Origin of the sequence: Pseudomonas sp. PvP001, from assembly GCF_040546375.1 — a bacterium.
In the GTDB taxonomy this organism is placed as follows: domain Bacteria; phylum Pseudomonadota; class Gammaproteobacteria; order Pseudomonadales; family Pseudomonadaceae; genus Aquipseudomonas; species Aquipseudomonas coleopterorum.
Genome location: NZ_JBEPNQ010000001.1, coordinates 3,674,635 through 3,688,131 on the forward strand (window position 1 = coordinate 3,674,635; position 13,497 = coordinate 3,688,131).

Genomic DNA, 13,497 nt, shown 5'->3' on the forward strand with positions numbered 1-13,497 from the left:
TGCTCGCTCAGTCTTTTTTCATCAATCCGGCCAGGGCCGCGAAGGGGTTGTGGGTCGCCTTGGCGATGGTCGGGCTGCTCGTCGAGCCTTCGGCATAGTACTGCTGGTCGGTGTAGCGCGAGTGCTCGTTGTCGTGGCAGTACAGGCACAGCAGTTCCCAGTTGGAGCCGTCCTGGGGGTTGTTGTCGTGGTTGTGGTCGCGGTGGTGCACGGTCAGCTCGCTCAGGCGCTTGCCGGCGAACTCACGGGCGCAACGGCCACACACGTGGGGGTACATGCGCAGGGCCTTGTCGCGGTAGCCGCTTTCGCGCTCGCGCTGGGCATCGGCCAGAATGCGATCGAGCTTGGCGGTATGGGGTGTGGACGAACTCATGGGGTTCACCTCGGATAATGACGGTCAGGCGCTATATTAACGGTTTCCCTCGTCCGGAGGAGCGGTCCGTGACCGCGAAAAGGGCGGCGCATCCCATGACCGCTCCTGCATCAGGCTGTGATGTATACTGCGCGCCGGTTTTTTGAGGTGCCGCCCCATGAGTACAGAAGATCCCCGTTTCGCCGGTATTGCCCGCCTGTATGGTCTGGAGGGCATGCAGCGCCTGCGTGATGCGCACGTGGCCATCGTGGGTGTGGGCGGCGTCGGCTCCTGGGCGGCGGAAGCGATTGCCCGCACCGGGGTGGGCGAAATCTCGCTGTTCGATTTGGACGATGTCTGCGTCAGCAACGCCAACCGTCAGTTGCATGCGCTCGACAGCACCGTCGGCAAGCCCAAGGTCGAGGTGATGGCCGAGCGGCTGCGCGGCATCAACCCCGGTTGTACCGTGCATGCGGTGGCTGATTTCGTCACCCGCGACACCATGGCTGAATACATCACGCCGAACATCGATTGCGTGATCGACTGCATCGACAGCGTGAATGCCAAGGCCGCGCTGATCGCCTGGTGCAAGCGGCGCAAGATCCAGATCATCACCACCGGCGGCGCCGGCGGGCAGATCGATCCGACCCTGATTCAAGTGTGCGACCTGAACCGGACGTTCAACGATCCGCTGGCGTCCAAGGTGCGCTCGACTCTGCGCCGCGACTATGGCTTTTCGCGCACGGTCACCCGTCACTACAGCGTTCCCTGCGTGTTTTCCACCGAGCAGCTGCGCTATCCCAAGCCCGATGGCAGCATTTGTCTGCAGAAGAGTTTCGTCGGTGACGGGGTGAAACTGGACTGCGCGGGGGGCTTTGGCGCAGTGATGATGGTGACGGCGACCTTCGGTATGGTGGCGGCGACCAAGGCGGTCGACAAGATCGTCGCCGGAGTGAGGCGGCCGGCGGATCGGGTCAAGGCGGGAGTCTGAGGGCAGGGCAACTGCAACGCCGCGGCGGCTTCTTCGGCGGGCAGAGCCCGCTCCCACAAAAGGCGCATGCCATGCTTGCCCTGTGGGAGCGGGGCGGGTAGCGAGCCTTCTGCCCGCGAAGAATGCCCACCCAACGCACAGATTCACGCCAGTTCGCTCATCCGCTTCAATACCGCGTTCAGCCCATTGCTGCGCGAAGGTGACAGCTGGCGGCCTAGGCCCAGTTGCTCGAACCAGGCGTTAAGATCTAGCTCGCGCAGTGCCTGCGACTCCAGCCCCTGAACCCGCAGCAGCAGCAGCGCCAGCAAGCCGCGGATCATCCGGGCATCGCTGGCCGCCTTGAAGTGCCAGTGCTCGCCCTGCCGCTCGGCCACCAGCCACACCACACTCTCACAGCCGTGCACGCGATTGGCCTCTACCTGCTGCTCGTCGCCCAGCGGTTCCAGGCGTTCGCCCCACTGCATCAGCAACCGCGCGCGCTGCTCCCACCCGGCGGTCTGGGTGAACACCTGTAGCGCCTCGTGTGCCTGTGGACTCATCGTCATACGAGTATCTCCAGCGCCTTGTCCAACGCCTCGAAAAACCGCTGCAAATCCCCTGAGTCGCTGTACAGGCCAAGGGACACACGAATGGCGCCGGACAAACCCAGGTGCTTCATCAGCGGCATGGCGCAGTGATGTCCGGCCCGCACGGCGATGCCCTGATCGGTCAGCAAGTGCGCCAGGTCGGCGTTGTGCACGCCCTCAACGACAAAGCTGGCCAGCGCGACCTGCGGTGCGCCGAGCAGTTGAACGCCACTGCGCGCGCGCAACCCTGCCAGCAGTTGTGCATGGAGGGCTGCCTCGTGTTCGGCGACCGCCTGCGCGTCCAGGCCGCCCAGGTAATCCAGGGTCGCGCCCAGGCCGATGACGCTGGCGATGGGCGGGGTGCCTGCCTCATGGCCCAAGGGCGCGGGATGGAAGTTGGCGCTCTGGTAGTCGGCCTGGTGCACCATCTCGCCGCCGAACTGCCAGTGCGCGAGCTTCTGCAACGCCTCGCGGCGTCCATACAACACGCCGACGCCGTCCGGGCCGTACAGTTTGTGGCTGGAAAACACATAGAAGTCGCACTGCAGGCGTTCGACATCATGGCGTCCGTGCACCACGCCCTGGGCGCCATCCACCACCGTGATCGCACCCTGAGCCCGAGCCAGCGCCAGCAGGGGCGAGAGCGGTTGCCACGCACCGAACACATTGGACAACTGACTCACTGCCAATACCCGAGTACGCGGGCCGATGATCTGCGCGGCCGCTTGCAGATCGACCACGCCGCTGGCTTCCAGTGGCAGAACCCGTAACGACAGGCCGCGACGCTTGGCCAATTGTTGCCAGGGCAGCAGGTTGGCGTGGTGCTCGGCGGCGCTGATCACCAATTCATCGCCCGGCTGAAACTGCTCGGCCAGGCCATAGGCCAGCAGGTTCAGGGCACTGGTTGCACCGTGGGTGAAAACGATCTGCTCCGAACTGCTTGCATTGAGCCACTGCGCGACCTTCTCACGGCTGGCTTCGAACGCACGCGTGGCCAACGAGCCAGGCAGGTGCTGCGCGCGATGCACGTTGGCCGCACCCTGGGCGTAGTACTGGCCGATGGCGTCGATCAGGGCGTGTGGTTTCTGCGTGGTGGCAGCGCTGTCCAGGTAGGTCTGCTGCTGGTGTTGCAAGGCGGCGATGGCTGGGAAGTCAGAGCGCCAGGGGGAGGCGTGGAACATGGTCGAAGACCCCGGGCAAGAGGCCCGGCAGAGATGCCGGGCCCGATATCGCCACTTAGTTGTGAGCGTGCAGCGCTTCGTTGAGTTCGATGGCCGACTTGTGGCTCTTGCACTCCACGGCGCCGGTGACCGAATTGCGACGGAACAGCAGGTCGGGCTGGCCCGCCAGGTCGCGTGCCTTCAAGGTCTTGACCAGTTGGTTCTGCTCGTCGAGCAGGGCCACCTTGGTGCCCGCCGTGATGTACAGGCCGGCTTCGACGGTGTTGCGGTCGCCCAACGGGATGCCGATACCGGCATTGGCGCCGATCAGGCAGCCTTCACCTACCTTGATCACGATGTTGCCACCACCGGACAGGGTGCCCATGGTCGAGCAACCGCCGCCCAGGTCCGAGCCCTTGCCGACGAACACACCGGCCGAAACACGGCCTTCGATCATGCCCGGGCCCTGGGTGCCGGCGTTGAAGTTGACGAAACCCTCGTGCATGACGGTGGTGCCTTCGCCGATGTAGGCGCCCAGTCGCACACGGGCGCTGTCGGCGATGCGCACACCGGCCGGCACGACGTAGTCGGTCATCTTCGGGAATTTGTCCACCGAGAACACTTCCAGCAGTTCGCCCTTCAGGCGCGCTTCCAGCTGACGCTCGCCCAGTTCGGCCAGATCGACCGCGCCCTGGCTGGTCCAGGCGACATTGGGCAGCAACGGGAAGATGCCGGCCAGGTTCAGACCGTGTGGCTGGGCCAGACGGTGCGACAGCAGGTGCAGCTTCAGGTACGCCTCGGGCGTAGAGGTCAGCGCGGCGTCTTCGGCCAGCAGGGTCGCGACCAGTGGCTTGTGGCTCTCGGCCAGGCGAGTGAGCAGGGCAGCCTGGGCCGGGTCGACGTGCTTGAGCGCTTCGGCCAGCTGCGAAGCCTGGGTGTTGCTGAAGGTGATGGCCTGGTTGCCGCCGGTGTAGTTCAACACGGGTGCAATGGCATCGACCAGCGCGGTAGATGGGTTGGTCAGGGGCTGGGCGTAGAACACTTCCAGCCAGGTGCCTTGACGGTTTTGCGTGCCGACGCCGAAGGCCAGGCTGAACAGAGAATTGGACATGGAATTACCTCGTGCAGAATGAGTGCGGGCCCGTGTCAGGCAAAGGCCGCTGCGTAGATGTCGGGCTTGAAGCCGATCACGGTCTTGTCGCCAAGCTGCAACACCGGGCGCTTGATCATCGACGGCTGGGCAAGCATCAGCTCGATGGCCCGGGCCTGGTCGATGTCGGCCTTCTGTTCGTCGGCAAGCTTGCGGAAGGTGGTACCGGCCTTGTTCAGCACCACCTGCCAGCCGTGCTCGTCGCACCAGCGGGCCAGGTGCTCGCGGTCGATGCCAGCTGTCTTGTAGTCATGGAAGGCGTATTGCACCTGGTGCTCGTCGAGCCAGGTGCGGGCCTTCTTCATCGTGTCGCAGGCTTTGATGCCGTAGAGAATATGCGTCATTGATCTAGGAGGGGCTACGAATGCGCCCCACTGCCTCCCGAAAACGAATCGGGGAATTATGCGGCATCGACTGTGACAGCGCCATGCTTGCGTGGGCTGGGCTCGGCTGGACTTTGAAGCGATCACTGAACTGCGACATCCCGTTCGCGGCCAAACCGGTTGCAAACCGTTACCATGATCCCTGCCTGTCGATTCAAAGGAAATCCTGCCCCATGCAAACCGCCTACACCGTGCTGATCCTGTTGATGCTGGTCGGCGTTTCGCGGTTGTTCGCCCGCGTCATTCCCTTGCCATTGCCACTGCTGCAAATCGCCGCCGGGGGCCATCCTCGCCTGGCCGACCCTGGGCTTGCACGTTGCGCTGGAACCCGAGCTGTTCCTGTTTCTGTTTCTGCCGCCACTGCTGTTTTCCGATGGTTGGCGCATTCCCAAACGCGATCTCTGGCATTACCGCGGCCCCGTGCTGATGCTGGCGGTGGGCCTGGTGCTGTTCACGGTATTGGGGGCGGGGTACTTCATTCACTGGCTGCTGCCCGACATTCCGCTGCCAGTGGCCTTCGCCCTGGCGGCGGTACTGTCGCCGACCGACGCCGTGGCGGTGTCGGCGATTGCCCAGGACCGCTTGCCGACCCCGCTGATGCGCATCCTTCAGGGCGAAGCGCTGATGAACGATGCCTCGGGCCTGGTGACCTTCAAGTTCGCCCTGGCGGCAGCGATCACCGGCGTGTTCTCCCTGGCCGACGCCAGTGTCACGTTCGTCCTGGTGGCGGTCGGCGGCCTGGCCTTGGGCGTGCTGCTGAGCTGGGTGGTGGGGCGCCTGCGTGTCTGGATGATCGCGCGCGGCTGGGACGATCCGGCCACCCATGTGGTGTTCATGCTGCTGTTGCCGTTTGCCGCCTATGTGCTGGCCGAACGCCTGGGTGCCTCGGGCATCCTCAGCGCGGTGGCTGCCGGCATGATGCAGAGCTGGCTGGACCTGCTGCCCCGGCAGACCCGCACGCGCATCCTCAACCGCAGCGTCTGGGCCTTGCTGGAATTTGCCTTCAACGGCTTGATCTTCCTCCTGCTCGGCTTGCAGTTGCCGGACATCGTCAAGGCAGTGCTGAGCCACGAGCCGACGTTGTGGCCTGCGTTGTCGTGGCGCTGCCTGGAGGTGCTGGCGATCTTCGGCGTCTTGCTGGTGCTGCGTTTCGTCTGGGTGCAAAGCACCTGGCGCGCGACGACATGGATACGCCGCCTGCGCGGCAAGGCCACTATCACGCGGCTGCCAGACGCCCGCTCCTGCGCCCTGCTGACCCTGGGCGGTGTACGCGGCGCGGTAACCCTGGCCGGCGTCATGTCGGTGCCGCTGTTGATGGCACCCGGTCAGGACTTCCCTCAGCGAGACCTGCTCATCTTCATCGCCGCCGGTGTCATCCTGCTGTCGCTGGTCGTGGCCTGCATCGCCTTGCCGCTGCTGCTACGCGGCGTGGCCACCAGCGATGATCAGGGCGCTCGCCAGGAAGTACGGGATGCCTGGCGCCACACCGCCGAATCGGCCATTCGCTCGCTCGAAGAGGAAGATCCAGCGCAGAAAGCCACCGAGCAGGACGCCAGTCAGGCGGCCTTGGCGACCGAGCTCAAGGCGCGGATCATGTCCGAGTATCGCCAGCAGTTGGACGCGTTCGAGGATTCCGCCGAGGCCCAGGCGCTGGCCCGGCAAATGGATCAACTCGAACGCCACCTGCGGATCAAGGCACTGCGCGCGCAGCGCCTGGCACTCTATGAAATGCGCCGCGAACGCCGGATCGGCGACGATGCCGTGCGCGAGGTGCTGGCCGAACTGGACATGAGCGAGGCCAACCTCGGCCACGGGCGCTGAGCCCGGGCCGCGGGTTTGACAGCGCTCTGCGGCGGGCCGGCAATGGAGCACCCGCAGAACAGGCGCCGCGCGGGATGATCAGCTTTGCGCGTCTGTGGAGGAAGGTAGATCAGCGGCACCCGTGGGAATCTCGACGACAAACACGGTGCCCGCTTCCGCGCTCGAGGTGACGTCCACATGCCCCTGATGGGCGCTGACGATCTCGGACGCGATGAACAATCCCAGACCCAGGCTGGCATGCGGTCCTTTGTCGGTGGGTGACTCGGGTGAATATCTGTCCAATGGATTGAAGATCGATCCAAGGACGTCTTCGGGGATGACCGCGCCCGTGTTGTGAACCGTGAACCTCAGCGTATCGTCTGTGGCAACCAGCGCCACCGTGATGGCCCCCTGTGGATCACCATGTTGCACAGCGTTGCCTATGAGGTTGGAAAACACCTGTTCCAGGCGCGCGGCGTCGTAAAGGCCGATCGCACTGACCGGGCTTTCCAGCAGGATCGTCGCGTTCGGGTTCACCATGCGCAGCTCGTCGACGACGCGTTCGAGCGCAGGCGCCGCGTCGCTCCTGGTCTTCGACACCGGCAGGCCGGGGCCCAGTTGGGATCGGGTGAAGTCCAGCAGATCGCCCACGATTCGGGAAGCGCGCTTGACGCTGGTGTAGATCCGCGAGGTGATCTTGGTGGCCCGCGCACTCAGGTCATCTGTGCGCAGCAGTGCGTCCGCCCCCAGCATGATCGCGCCCAGAGGGGTCCGCAGGTCATGCCCCAGTATGCCGAGAAAGACGTTCCGCGAGGCTTGTACCGCCTTGGTGTAGCTGCCCACCGATCGCGCCAGGGCTTGATCGATCGCCTCGTTGAACCGGATCATGTCTTCGACATCGATGTCGGCTTTCTTGCTGGCGTCGTTGACCCACTGCTTGATGACACTTGCGCGCAGGGCGCGAAATTCGGCGACGACCTGCTCGATGGTGAATCCGGAAAGCAGCCTGGAAAGCGCATGGACATTGGCTGCGGTGGTATCGTTCTGGGCGTCATGGCCCTTGGATTTCTCGGTCTGCTGCTGGCTCGATTGCGCATTGCGCAGGTCATCGGCAATGGCCAGCAACATCGCGTGCGCATGATCCCTGAGGTCTTCACGATCGAGCGGCGTGCCGGGCGTTTCCAGGCTTCGCGCGAAATCTTCCCAGGTCTGAAGGATGGGTTCGATGTTCTTGAGGATGAAGTCTGACAGGCGCATGAAGACGGATCCGTTGTCATGAAGCCCCTGATGGCACCCCGGTGTACGGATTAAACCATTATTGCGCCGGTGGGTGTTCCGCAACCACGCCAGCGATCTTGAGGAGCCTGTTGAATCATGCTGAGTGCAGAGCTGAAGGCGTTCTACACCGTCGCTCTTTTGGGTAGTGTCACCCAGGCGGCCAAGAAGCTTGGCTTGAGCCAGCCGACGGTCACTACGCAGATTCGGCAGCTGGAAAGCCGCTACGCGGTCGAGTTGTTCTATCGAGGCGGGCGTCGTCTGACCGTCAGCGATGAGGGAGCTCGGCTGCTGCCAAAGGTGAAAGTCCTGCTTCAGCATGATTCCGATATCGAGTTCCACCTGCGAAACTGCGGCCAGGGCAGGGGGGCACTCAGAATAGGTGCAACGGCGCCTTATTACATACTCGATCTGGTCAAGACATTTCGCGAACGTTTGCCCCACATCGACGTATCGGTGGAAATAGGCAACTCTCAGGACGTCCTCGAGGCGCTGGAAGAGTACCGGGTAGACCTGGCGGCGTCCTCGCAATGGCTGGAGGATCCGCGTTTGATGCACCTGGTGCTGGGCACCGATCCCTTGGTGCTGGCCGTCCACAAGCAGCACCCGCTGGCCATGCATGATTGCGTGCCGCCCAGCGCGCTGGCCGGACAATGCCTGTTGATGCGTGAACACGGTTCCACCACCCGAACGTTGACCGAGACCTTCTTGGCCACCCATCAGGTTCGCCCTGTTATCGAACTGGAAATCGGCAGCCGCGAATCCATTCGCGAGGCCGTTCTGCGCAATATCGGTGTCAGTCTCATTGCCCGCCAGGAGGTACCCGTCAATCCGGATCTGCGAATCATCGCGGTAGAAGGCGCGCCGCAGATCGCCGAGTATCTGTATTGCCTCAAGGATCGCAGGCAGGCACGTTTGCCCGCCGCCTTTCTCGACGTCGCTCGCGACAGTCTTGAGCGGTAGATGCTTAACAAATTTGCCGATATGACTATCGCCAGCTTTTGGCTATCTGCCACATCGCCGTCGCAATAGCACCCTAGCATTGCCTCATCGACACGAATGCCGCGTTGCACACGCGGTTCGTGCTCCATCTGATGAGGTGCATCCATGCTCTGTTCCCTTCCCACCGCTGAAGCCTCCCCGAGCGTACAGGTTCGGATCGCTGACTTGCAGAAGAGCTTCGGCGCCTTCAAGGCATTGGATAATGTGTCATTGGCCGTCTCGCCTGGCGAGCTGGTGTGCCTGCTGGGGCCATCGGGGTGCGGCAAAACCACCTTGCTGCGATGCATCGCCGGATTGGAGCGCCAGAACCGGGGCACTATCTATCTGGGGGGCAGGGATGTATCCAATCTACCGCCCCAGGCCCGGGACTACGGCATAGTGTTCCAGTCGTATGCCTTGTTTCCGAATCTCAACGTCGAGCAGAACATCGGCTACGGGCTCACCGGCAGCGCCCGTGACATCGTTCGTCAGCGGGTTGGCGACATGCTTGAGCTGGTAGGGCTGACCGGAAGCGAGAAGAAGTATCCCGGCCAGCTGTCCGGCGGTCAGCAGCAGCGCGTGGCACTGGCTCGCGCACTGGCACCCGCACCGTCGTTGCTGCTGCTGGATGAGCCCATGTCGGCGCTTGATGCGCAGGTGCGCGAACACCTGTGTATGGAGTTGCGCAGCCTGCAGCAGCGCCTGGGCATCACCACGTTGATGGTCACGCACAATCAGGAAGAAGCCATGCTGATGGCTGATCGGATTGCAGTGATGAACCAGGGATGCATCGAGCAGTACGCCAGCCCGCAATCGATCTATGAACATCCGCAGACGCCATTCGTGGCCAATTTTGTTGGCCAGGGCAACTGGTTGAGTTTCGAAGGCAATGGCAGCGGTCACGCGCAAGTCGGGGCACTGCAGTTGCGACTGGCCGGTGGAGTCGCGCCTTGCGCCGCTGGGCGGCTTTTTTGTCGTCCCGAGGCAATCTGCGTGAATCCTCTGCAGGGGGAGGAAAACCTTTTCGCTGCGCAGATGAGGGAGGTGACCTTCCTTGGGAACAGATGCCGAGTGAGTTTCGAATTCGACGCATTACCGGGTCAATCACTGACCGCCGAAATCAGTGCGAGTCAGCTGCCATCTTCGGGGACGCGGAATATCCAGGTAGCCCTGCCTCCCAGTAGCCTGCAGGTGTTTGCCTAATATGCTTGACGTGAAAATGCCGGTTGGCGACCGGGTCCAGGTCCGCCGGATCGAACGCTCCGGTTGGGCCGACCGACTATTCGTATTCGGCGGGAAAGTACTGTTTCTCGCCGTTCTGGCAATGGCGCTGCTTCTGCCCCTGCTGGCGATCTTCTGGCGCGGCTTCAGCAACGACATGGGGCAGGGCGGCGGACTTGCCGCAGCTCGGGAATTGCTGGCCAGCGAGCATTTCCATTGGTTGCTGGGCAACAGCCTGCGTGTCTCCTTGACTGTCGCGATCATTGTGGTGCCTCTGGCCTATGTGTTCGCCTACGCGCTGCAACGCACGTTGATTCCCGCCAAGGGCCTGTGGCGCGCAATATCCCTGCTGCCGCTGTTGGCGCCATCGATGCTGCCCGCCATTGCGTTGATCTACCTGTTCGGTAACCAGGGACTGCTGCGCGGCCTTTTTGCAGACAATATCTATGGTTTTTGGGGCATCGTGATCGGCGAGGTGATCTACACGTTTCCCCACGCGCTGATGATTCTGCTTTCGGCCCTCTCGCTGAGTGACGCGCGTCTGTTCGACGCGGCATCGAGCATGGGTGCAAGCGCCTGGCGGTCTTTCTACAGCATCACCTGGCCCGCCTCTCGACAAGCCGTGTTTGCCGCGTTCTGCCTGGTCTTCACGCTGACCATCACCGACTTCGGCGTGCCGGTGATTGTCGGTGGCGACTATCAGGTGTTGGCCATCGAGGCCTACAAGGCTGTGGTGGGGCAGCAGCAGTTCGGTCGTGGAGCTCTCATCGGTATGGTCTTGCTGGTGCCCGCGCTGATCAGCTTTTCCATGGATGCCTGGTTGCGCCGGCGCCAACGTTCGTTCATGAGTGGCCGCGCGCAGGTATTCACGCCACAGCCTTCGACATGGCGAGATGGCGGTTATCTGGTGATCGTCGTACTCATCTGCACAGCGCTGCTGGCCGTATTGGGGATGGCGGTGTTTTCCTCTCTGGTCAAGTTCTGGCCCTACAACCTGTCGTTGTCGCTCAAGCACTACCTGTTCAATGAAAACGCAGGCGGTGGATGGCTGGCCTATCGCAACAGCCTGGTGCTGGCGAGCTGCAGTGCGGTGATCGGCAGCGCGTTGATCTTCACCGGTGCCTATCTGATGGAGAAAACCCGTGGGCAGGCTGGCCTTGATCTGGCCCTGCGCATACTCACCTTCATACCCATGGCCGTGCCGGGGCTGGTGCTCGGACTTGGCTATGTCTTTTTCTTCAATCTGCCCGACAACCCATTGCACAGCCTATACGGGAGCATGGCGTTGCTGGTGATCTGCACCATTGCCCATTACCTGACCACTGCGCACATGACCGCGACCACTGCCTTGCGCCAGTTGGACACCGAGTTCGAAGCGGCGGCGCTTTCGCTCAAGGTCCCTTTGCATCGGCACTACCTGCGGGTCACCTTGCCGATTTGCCTACCTGCAGTGCTGGACATCGTCCGTTACTTGTTCGTCTCGGCGATGACCACCGTTTCCGCAGCCATTTTCCTGTACTCGCCAGACAGCATTCTCGCTGCCGTGGCGGTACTCAACATGGACGACGCAGGCAATGTCGGCGGCGCAGCCGCCATGTCGACGCTGATTCTGTTCACCTCGGCGGCCGTTTCACTTTTGCTCGCCTGGACGTCTCGAGGGCTGTTGCGACGTTCACAAGCCTGGCGCCAGAGCACCCCATCCCACTGATCTGCGGAGACCCTGATGCACTATCGATCCCCCATACGGCTGCAGGCGGCCATTCTCGACTGGGCTGGCACCGTCGTCGATTTCGGCTCGTTCGCGCCTACTCGAATCTTTGTCGAGGCCTTCGCCACATTCGATATCGAGCTGAGCCTCGAAGAAGCCCGAGGCCCCATGGGCATGGGCAAGTGGGACCACATCCGCAGCCTGTGCAATCAGCCACAGATCGCTGCGCGTTTCGAGCAACGCTTCGCGCGACGACCCAGCGATGCTGACGTGACAGCCATCTACGAGCGGTTCATGCCGTTGCAGATCGCCAATGTCGGCAAGCACAGCGCCCTCATTCCCGGGGCACTGGCCGCAATCGAGCACCTGCGCCAGGCCGGACTTAAAATCGGTACCACTTCGGGATATCCCCGGCAGGTGATGGATCATGTCGTGGCCATGGCCGCCGTGGCCGGCTATCAGCCCGATCATGTGGTCGCGGCCGATGACCTGCTCACTGGGCGACCTGGCCCAGCTCAGGCGCTGGCCAATGTGATCGCGCTGGGCATCGGCGACGTCGCCGCCTGTGTGAAAGTGGATGACACCCTGCCGGGTATTCTCGAAGGCCGCAGTGCCGGAATGTGGACGATCGGGCTGCGCTTCTCCGGTAATTTCCTCGGTCTGGATTACCCGGCCTTCGAGGCGCTCACCCCCTCCGAGCTCGAGCAGCATCGACAGCGCATCGATGCGCTGTTCACCCCGGCACGCCCGCATTACCTGGCAGACACCATCGCTGATCTGCCAGCGCTCATCGATGAGATCAACCTACGTATGGCTCGGGGTGAAACACCCTGCAGTCCATGATCAAGCGTCTGACTGACCGACAACTTCTTCGCGAACCTCTCAGGATCACTTCATGTTCAAGCCCCTCGCCCTTGCCGCAGTGCTCGCAGGCTTCAGCCTCCACGTTCAGGCCGCCACGGAACTTACGGTGTATACCGCCCTGGAAGCCGAGCAATTGCAGACCTACGAAAAAGCTTTCGAGAAAGCCAACCCGGATATCGATATCAAATGGGTGAGGGACTCGACCGGAATCATCACGGCCAAGCTGCTAGCGGAAAAGGCCCGTCCGCAAGCTGATGCCGTTTGGGGGCTGGCAGCCTCGAGTCTGGCCATCCTCGATCAACAAGGCCTACTCGACGCCTACGCGCCCAAGGATCTGCCCAAGATTGGCGCCCAGTACCGTGATCCGGCGAACCCGCCGGCGTGGGTCGGCATGGATGTCTGGGCCGCCACCCTGTGCTTCAACACCGTCGAAGCCGAGAAGCAGAACCTGCCGCGCCCCGTCAGTTGGCAAGACCTGACCAACCCGGTCTATCGCGGCAAGATCGTGATGCCCAACCCGGCCTCGTCCGGTACCGGGTTCCTGGACGTAAGCGCCTGGCTGCAGACTTTTGGCGAAGCACAGGGCTGGGCCTACATGGACGATTTGCATCGCAACATCGGTCAGTACGTCCACTCCGGTTCCAAGCCTTGCAAGATGGCTGCAGCGGGCGAGTTTCCTATCGGTATTTCGTTCGAGTACCCCGCAGTACAGCTCAAACGCCAAGGTGCTCCGCTGGATATCATCCTGCCCAAAGAGGGCCTGGGCTGGGAGATCGAGGCAACAGCCGTGATCAAGGGCACCGCTCACCCCGAGGCTGCCAAGCGTCTGGCTGACTTCTCGGCGAGTGCCGCGGGCATGGCGCTGTACCAGGAGAACTTTGCAGTGCTGGCCCAGGCAGGCCTGGCCAAGCCGCCCACCGAGCTACCGGCCGACTATGAGCAGCGCCTGATCAAGAATGACTTCGCCTGGGCCTCGAGGGAGCGCGACAACATTCTGGCCGAGTGGCGCAAACGCTACGACGGTAAATCGGCCAAGCAATAGGGAG

General features: G+C 62.7%; 12 protein-coding genes and 1 pseudogene. 7 read left to right on the forward strand and 6 right to left on the reverse strand.

All coding sequences use genetic code 11. The annotated features are described in order from the left end of the window. Positions 1 to 7 precede the first annotated feature (7 nt). Positions 8 to 373 carry a YajD family HNH nuclease gene (locus tag ABMD26_RS16840; protein WP_043185061.1) on the reverse strand — a complete coding sequence of 122 codons (366 nt, stop codon included), beginning with the start codon at positions 371 to 373 and terminating at the stop codon, positions 8 to 10. A 157-nt stretch (positions 374 to 530) separates the two neighbouring features. Here ABMD26_RS16840 and tcdA point away from each other — a divergent pair, with 157 nt between their 5' ends. Next, positions 531 to 1,343 (forward strand): tRNA cyclic N6-threonylcarbamoyladenosine(37) synthase TcdA, encoded by an 813-nt coding sequence (tcdA, locus tag ABMD26_RS16845; RefSeq protein WP_134723432.1) that lies wholly within the window; start codon positions 531 to 533, stop codon positions 1,341 to 1,343. 143 nt (positions 1,344 to 1,486) lie between these two features. Here tcdA and ABMD26_RS16850 read toward each other — a convergent pair whose 3' ends face one another. Genes ABMD26_RS16850 through ABMD26_RS16865 form a run of 4 tightly spaced genes read right to left on the reverse strand, consistent with a single transcriptional unit; the run spans position 1,487 to position 4,563 of the window. Next, a complete protein-coding gene (locus ABMD26_RS16850) occupies positions 1,487 to 1,888 on the reverse strand; it encodes a SufE family protein (protein ID WP_134723431.1) in 402 nt (133 codons plus the stop codon). Further along, positions 1,885 to 3,090, reverse strand: a complete 1,206-nt coding sequence (locus ABMD26_RS16855; RefSeq protein WP_354310818.1) for an aminotransferase class V-fold PLP-dependent enzyme — start codon at positions 3,088 to 3,090, stop codon at positions 1,885 to 1,887. Before ABMD26_RS16855 ends, ABMD26_RS16850 begins: the two co-directional genes overlap by 4 nt. Positions 3,091 to 3,145: 55 nt before the next feature. Further along, complete coding sequence (gene dapD / locus ABMD26_RS16860; RefSeq protein ID WP_282345885.1) at positions 3,146 to 4,180, reverse strand: 2,3,4,5-tetrahydropyridine-2,6-dicarboxylate N-succinyltransferase; 1,035 nt, start codon at positions 4,178 to 4,180, stop codon at positions 3,146 to 3,148. Positions 4,181 to 4,215: 35 nt separating this feature from the next. Next, positions 4,216 to 4,563, reverse strand: coding sequence for an ArsC family reductase (locus ABMD26_RS16865; RefSeq protein WP_282345883.1), 348 nt, complete (start codon positions 4,561 to 4,563; stop codon positions 4,216 to 4,218). A gap of 212 nt (positions 4,564 to 4,775) precedes the next feature. On the opposite strand from ABMD26_RS16865, the pseudogene ABMD26_RS16870 reads away from it, so the two are divergent. After that, positions 4,776 to 6,423 (forward strand): annotated as a pseudogene (locus ABMD26_RS16870) (Na+/H+ antiporter). A gap of 78 nt (positions 6,424 to 6,501) precedes the next feature. Here ABMD26_RS16870 and ABMD26_RS16875 read toward each other — a convergent pair. After that, positions 6,502 to 7,659 (reverse strand): ATP-binding protein, encoded by a 1,158-nt coding sequence (locus ABMD26_RS16875; RefSeq protein WP_354311838.1) that lies wholly within the window; start codon positions 7,657 to 7,659, stop codon positions 6,502 to 6,504. A gap of 117 nt (positions 7,660 to 7,776) precedes the next feature. On the opposite strand from ABMD26_RS16875, the gene ABMD26_RS16880 reads away from it, so the two are divergent. From ABMD26_RS16880 to ABMD26_RS16900, 5 genes are all read left to right on the forward strand, one after another. Next, complete coding sequence (locus tag ABMD26_RS16880) at positions 7,777 to 8,640, forward strand: LysR substrate-binding domain-containing protein (protein ID WP_354310821.1); 864 nt, start codon at positions 7,777 to 7,779, stop codon at positions 8,638 to 8,640. A 144-nt stretch (positions 8,641 to 8,784) separates the two neighbouring features. After that, positions 8,785 to 9,861, forward strand: a complete 1,077-nt coding sequence (locus tag ABMD26_RS16885) for a putative 2-aminoethylphosphonate ABC transporter ATP-binding protein (RefSeq protein ID WP_354310823.1) — start codon at positions 8,785 to 8,787, stop codon at positions 9,859 to 9,861. Between the two features lie 16 nt (positions 9,862 to 9,877). Continuing rightward, complete coding sequence (locus ABMD26_RS16890) at positions 9,878 to 11,587, forward strand: putative 2-aminoethylphosphonate ABC transporter permease subunit (protein WP_502948347.1); 1,710 nt, start codon at positions 9,878 to 9,880, stop codon at positions 11,585 to 11,587. A gap of 15 nt (positions 11,588 to 11,602) precedes the next feature. Further along, on the forward strand, positions 11,603 to 12,430 hold the full coding sequence (gene phnX / locus ABMD26_RS16895; protein WP_354310827.1) for a phosphonoacetaldehyde hydrolase: 828 nt from the start codon (positions 11,603 to 11,605) through the stop codon (positions 12,428 to 12,430). Positions 12,431 to 12,482: 52 nt separating this feature from the next. Beyond that, entirely contained in the window at positions 12,483 to 13,493 is a 1,011-nt protein-coding gene (locus ABMD26_RS16900) for a putative 2-aminoethylphosphonate ABC transporter substrate-binding protein (RefSeq protein WP_282345878.1), read from the forward strand. The last annotated feature ends 4 nt before the right edge of the window (positions 13,494 to 13,497 follow it).

Bases quoted from the DNA above. Each gene is read 5' to 3' on its own strand.
- ABMD26_RS16840 (WP_043185061.1), bottom strand. From the start codon at position 373: ATGAGTTCGTCCACACCCCATACCGCCAAGCTCGATCGCATTCTGGCC.
- tcdA (WP_134723432.1), top strand. From the start codon at position 531: ATGAGTACAGAAGATCCCCGTTTCGCCGGTATTGCCCGCCTGTATGGT.
- ABMD26_RS16850 (WP_134723431.1), bottom strand. From the start codon at position 1,888: ATGACGATGAGTCCACAGGCACACGAGGCGCTACAGGTGTTCACCCAG.
- ABMD26_RS16855 (WP_354310818.1), bottom strand. From the start codon at position 3,090: ATGTTCCACGCCTCCCCCTGGCGCTCTGACTTCCCAGCCATCGCCGCC.
- dapD (WP_282345885.1), bottom strand. From the start codon at position 4,180: ATGTCCAATTCTCTGTTCAGCCTGGCCTTCGGCGTCGGCACGCAAAAC.
- ABMD26_RS16865 (WP_282345883.1), bottom strand. From the start codon at position 4,563: ATGACGCATATTCTCTACGGCATCAAAGCCTGCGACACGATGAAGAAG.
- ABMD26_RS16875 (WP_354311838.1), bottom strand. From the start codon at position 7,659: ATGCGCCTGTCAGACTTCATCCTCAAGAACATCGAACCCATCCTTCAG.
- ABMD26_RS16880 (WP_354310821.1), top strand. From the start codon at position 7,777: ATGCTGAGTGCAGAGCTGAAGGCGTTCTACACCGTCGCTCTTTTGGGT.
- ABMD26_RS16885 (WP_354310823.1), top strand. From the start codon at position 8,785: ATGCTCTGTTCCCTTCCCACCGCTGAAGCCTCCCCGAGCGTACAGGTT.
- ABMD26_RS16890 (WP_502948347.1), top strand. From the start codon at position 9,878: ATGCCGGTTGGCGACCGGGTCCAGGTCCGCCGGATCGAACGCTCCGGT.
- phnX (WP_354310827.1), top strand. From the start codon at position 11,603: ATGCACTATCGATCCCCCATACGGCTGCAGGCGGCCATTCTCGACTGG.
- ABMD26_RS16900 (WP_282345878.1), top strand. From the start codon at position 12,483: ATGTTCAAGCCCCTCGCCCTTGCCGCAGTGCTCGCAGGCTTCAGCCTC.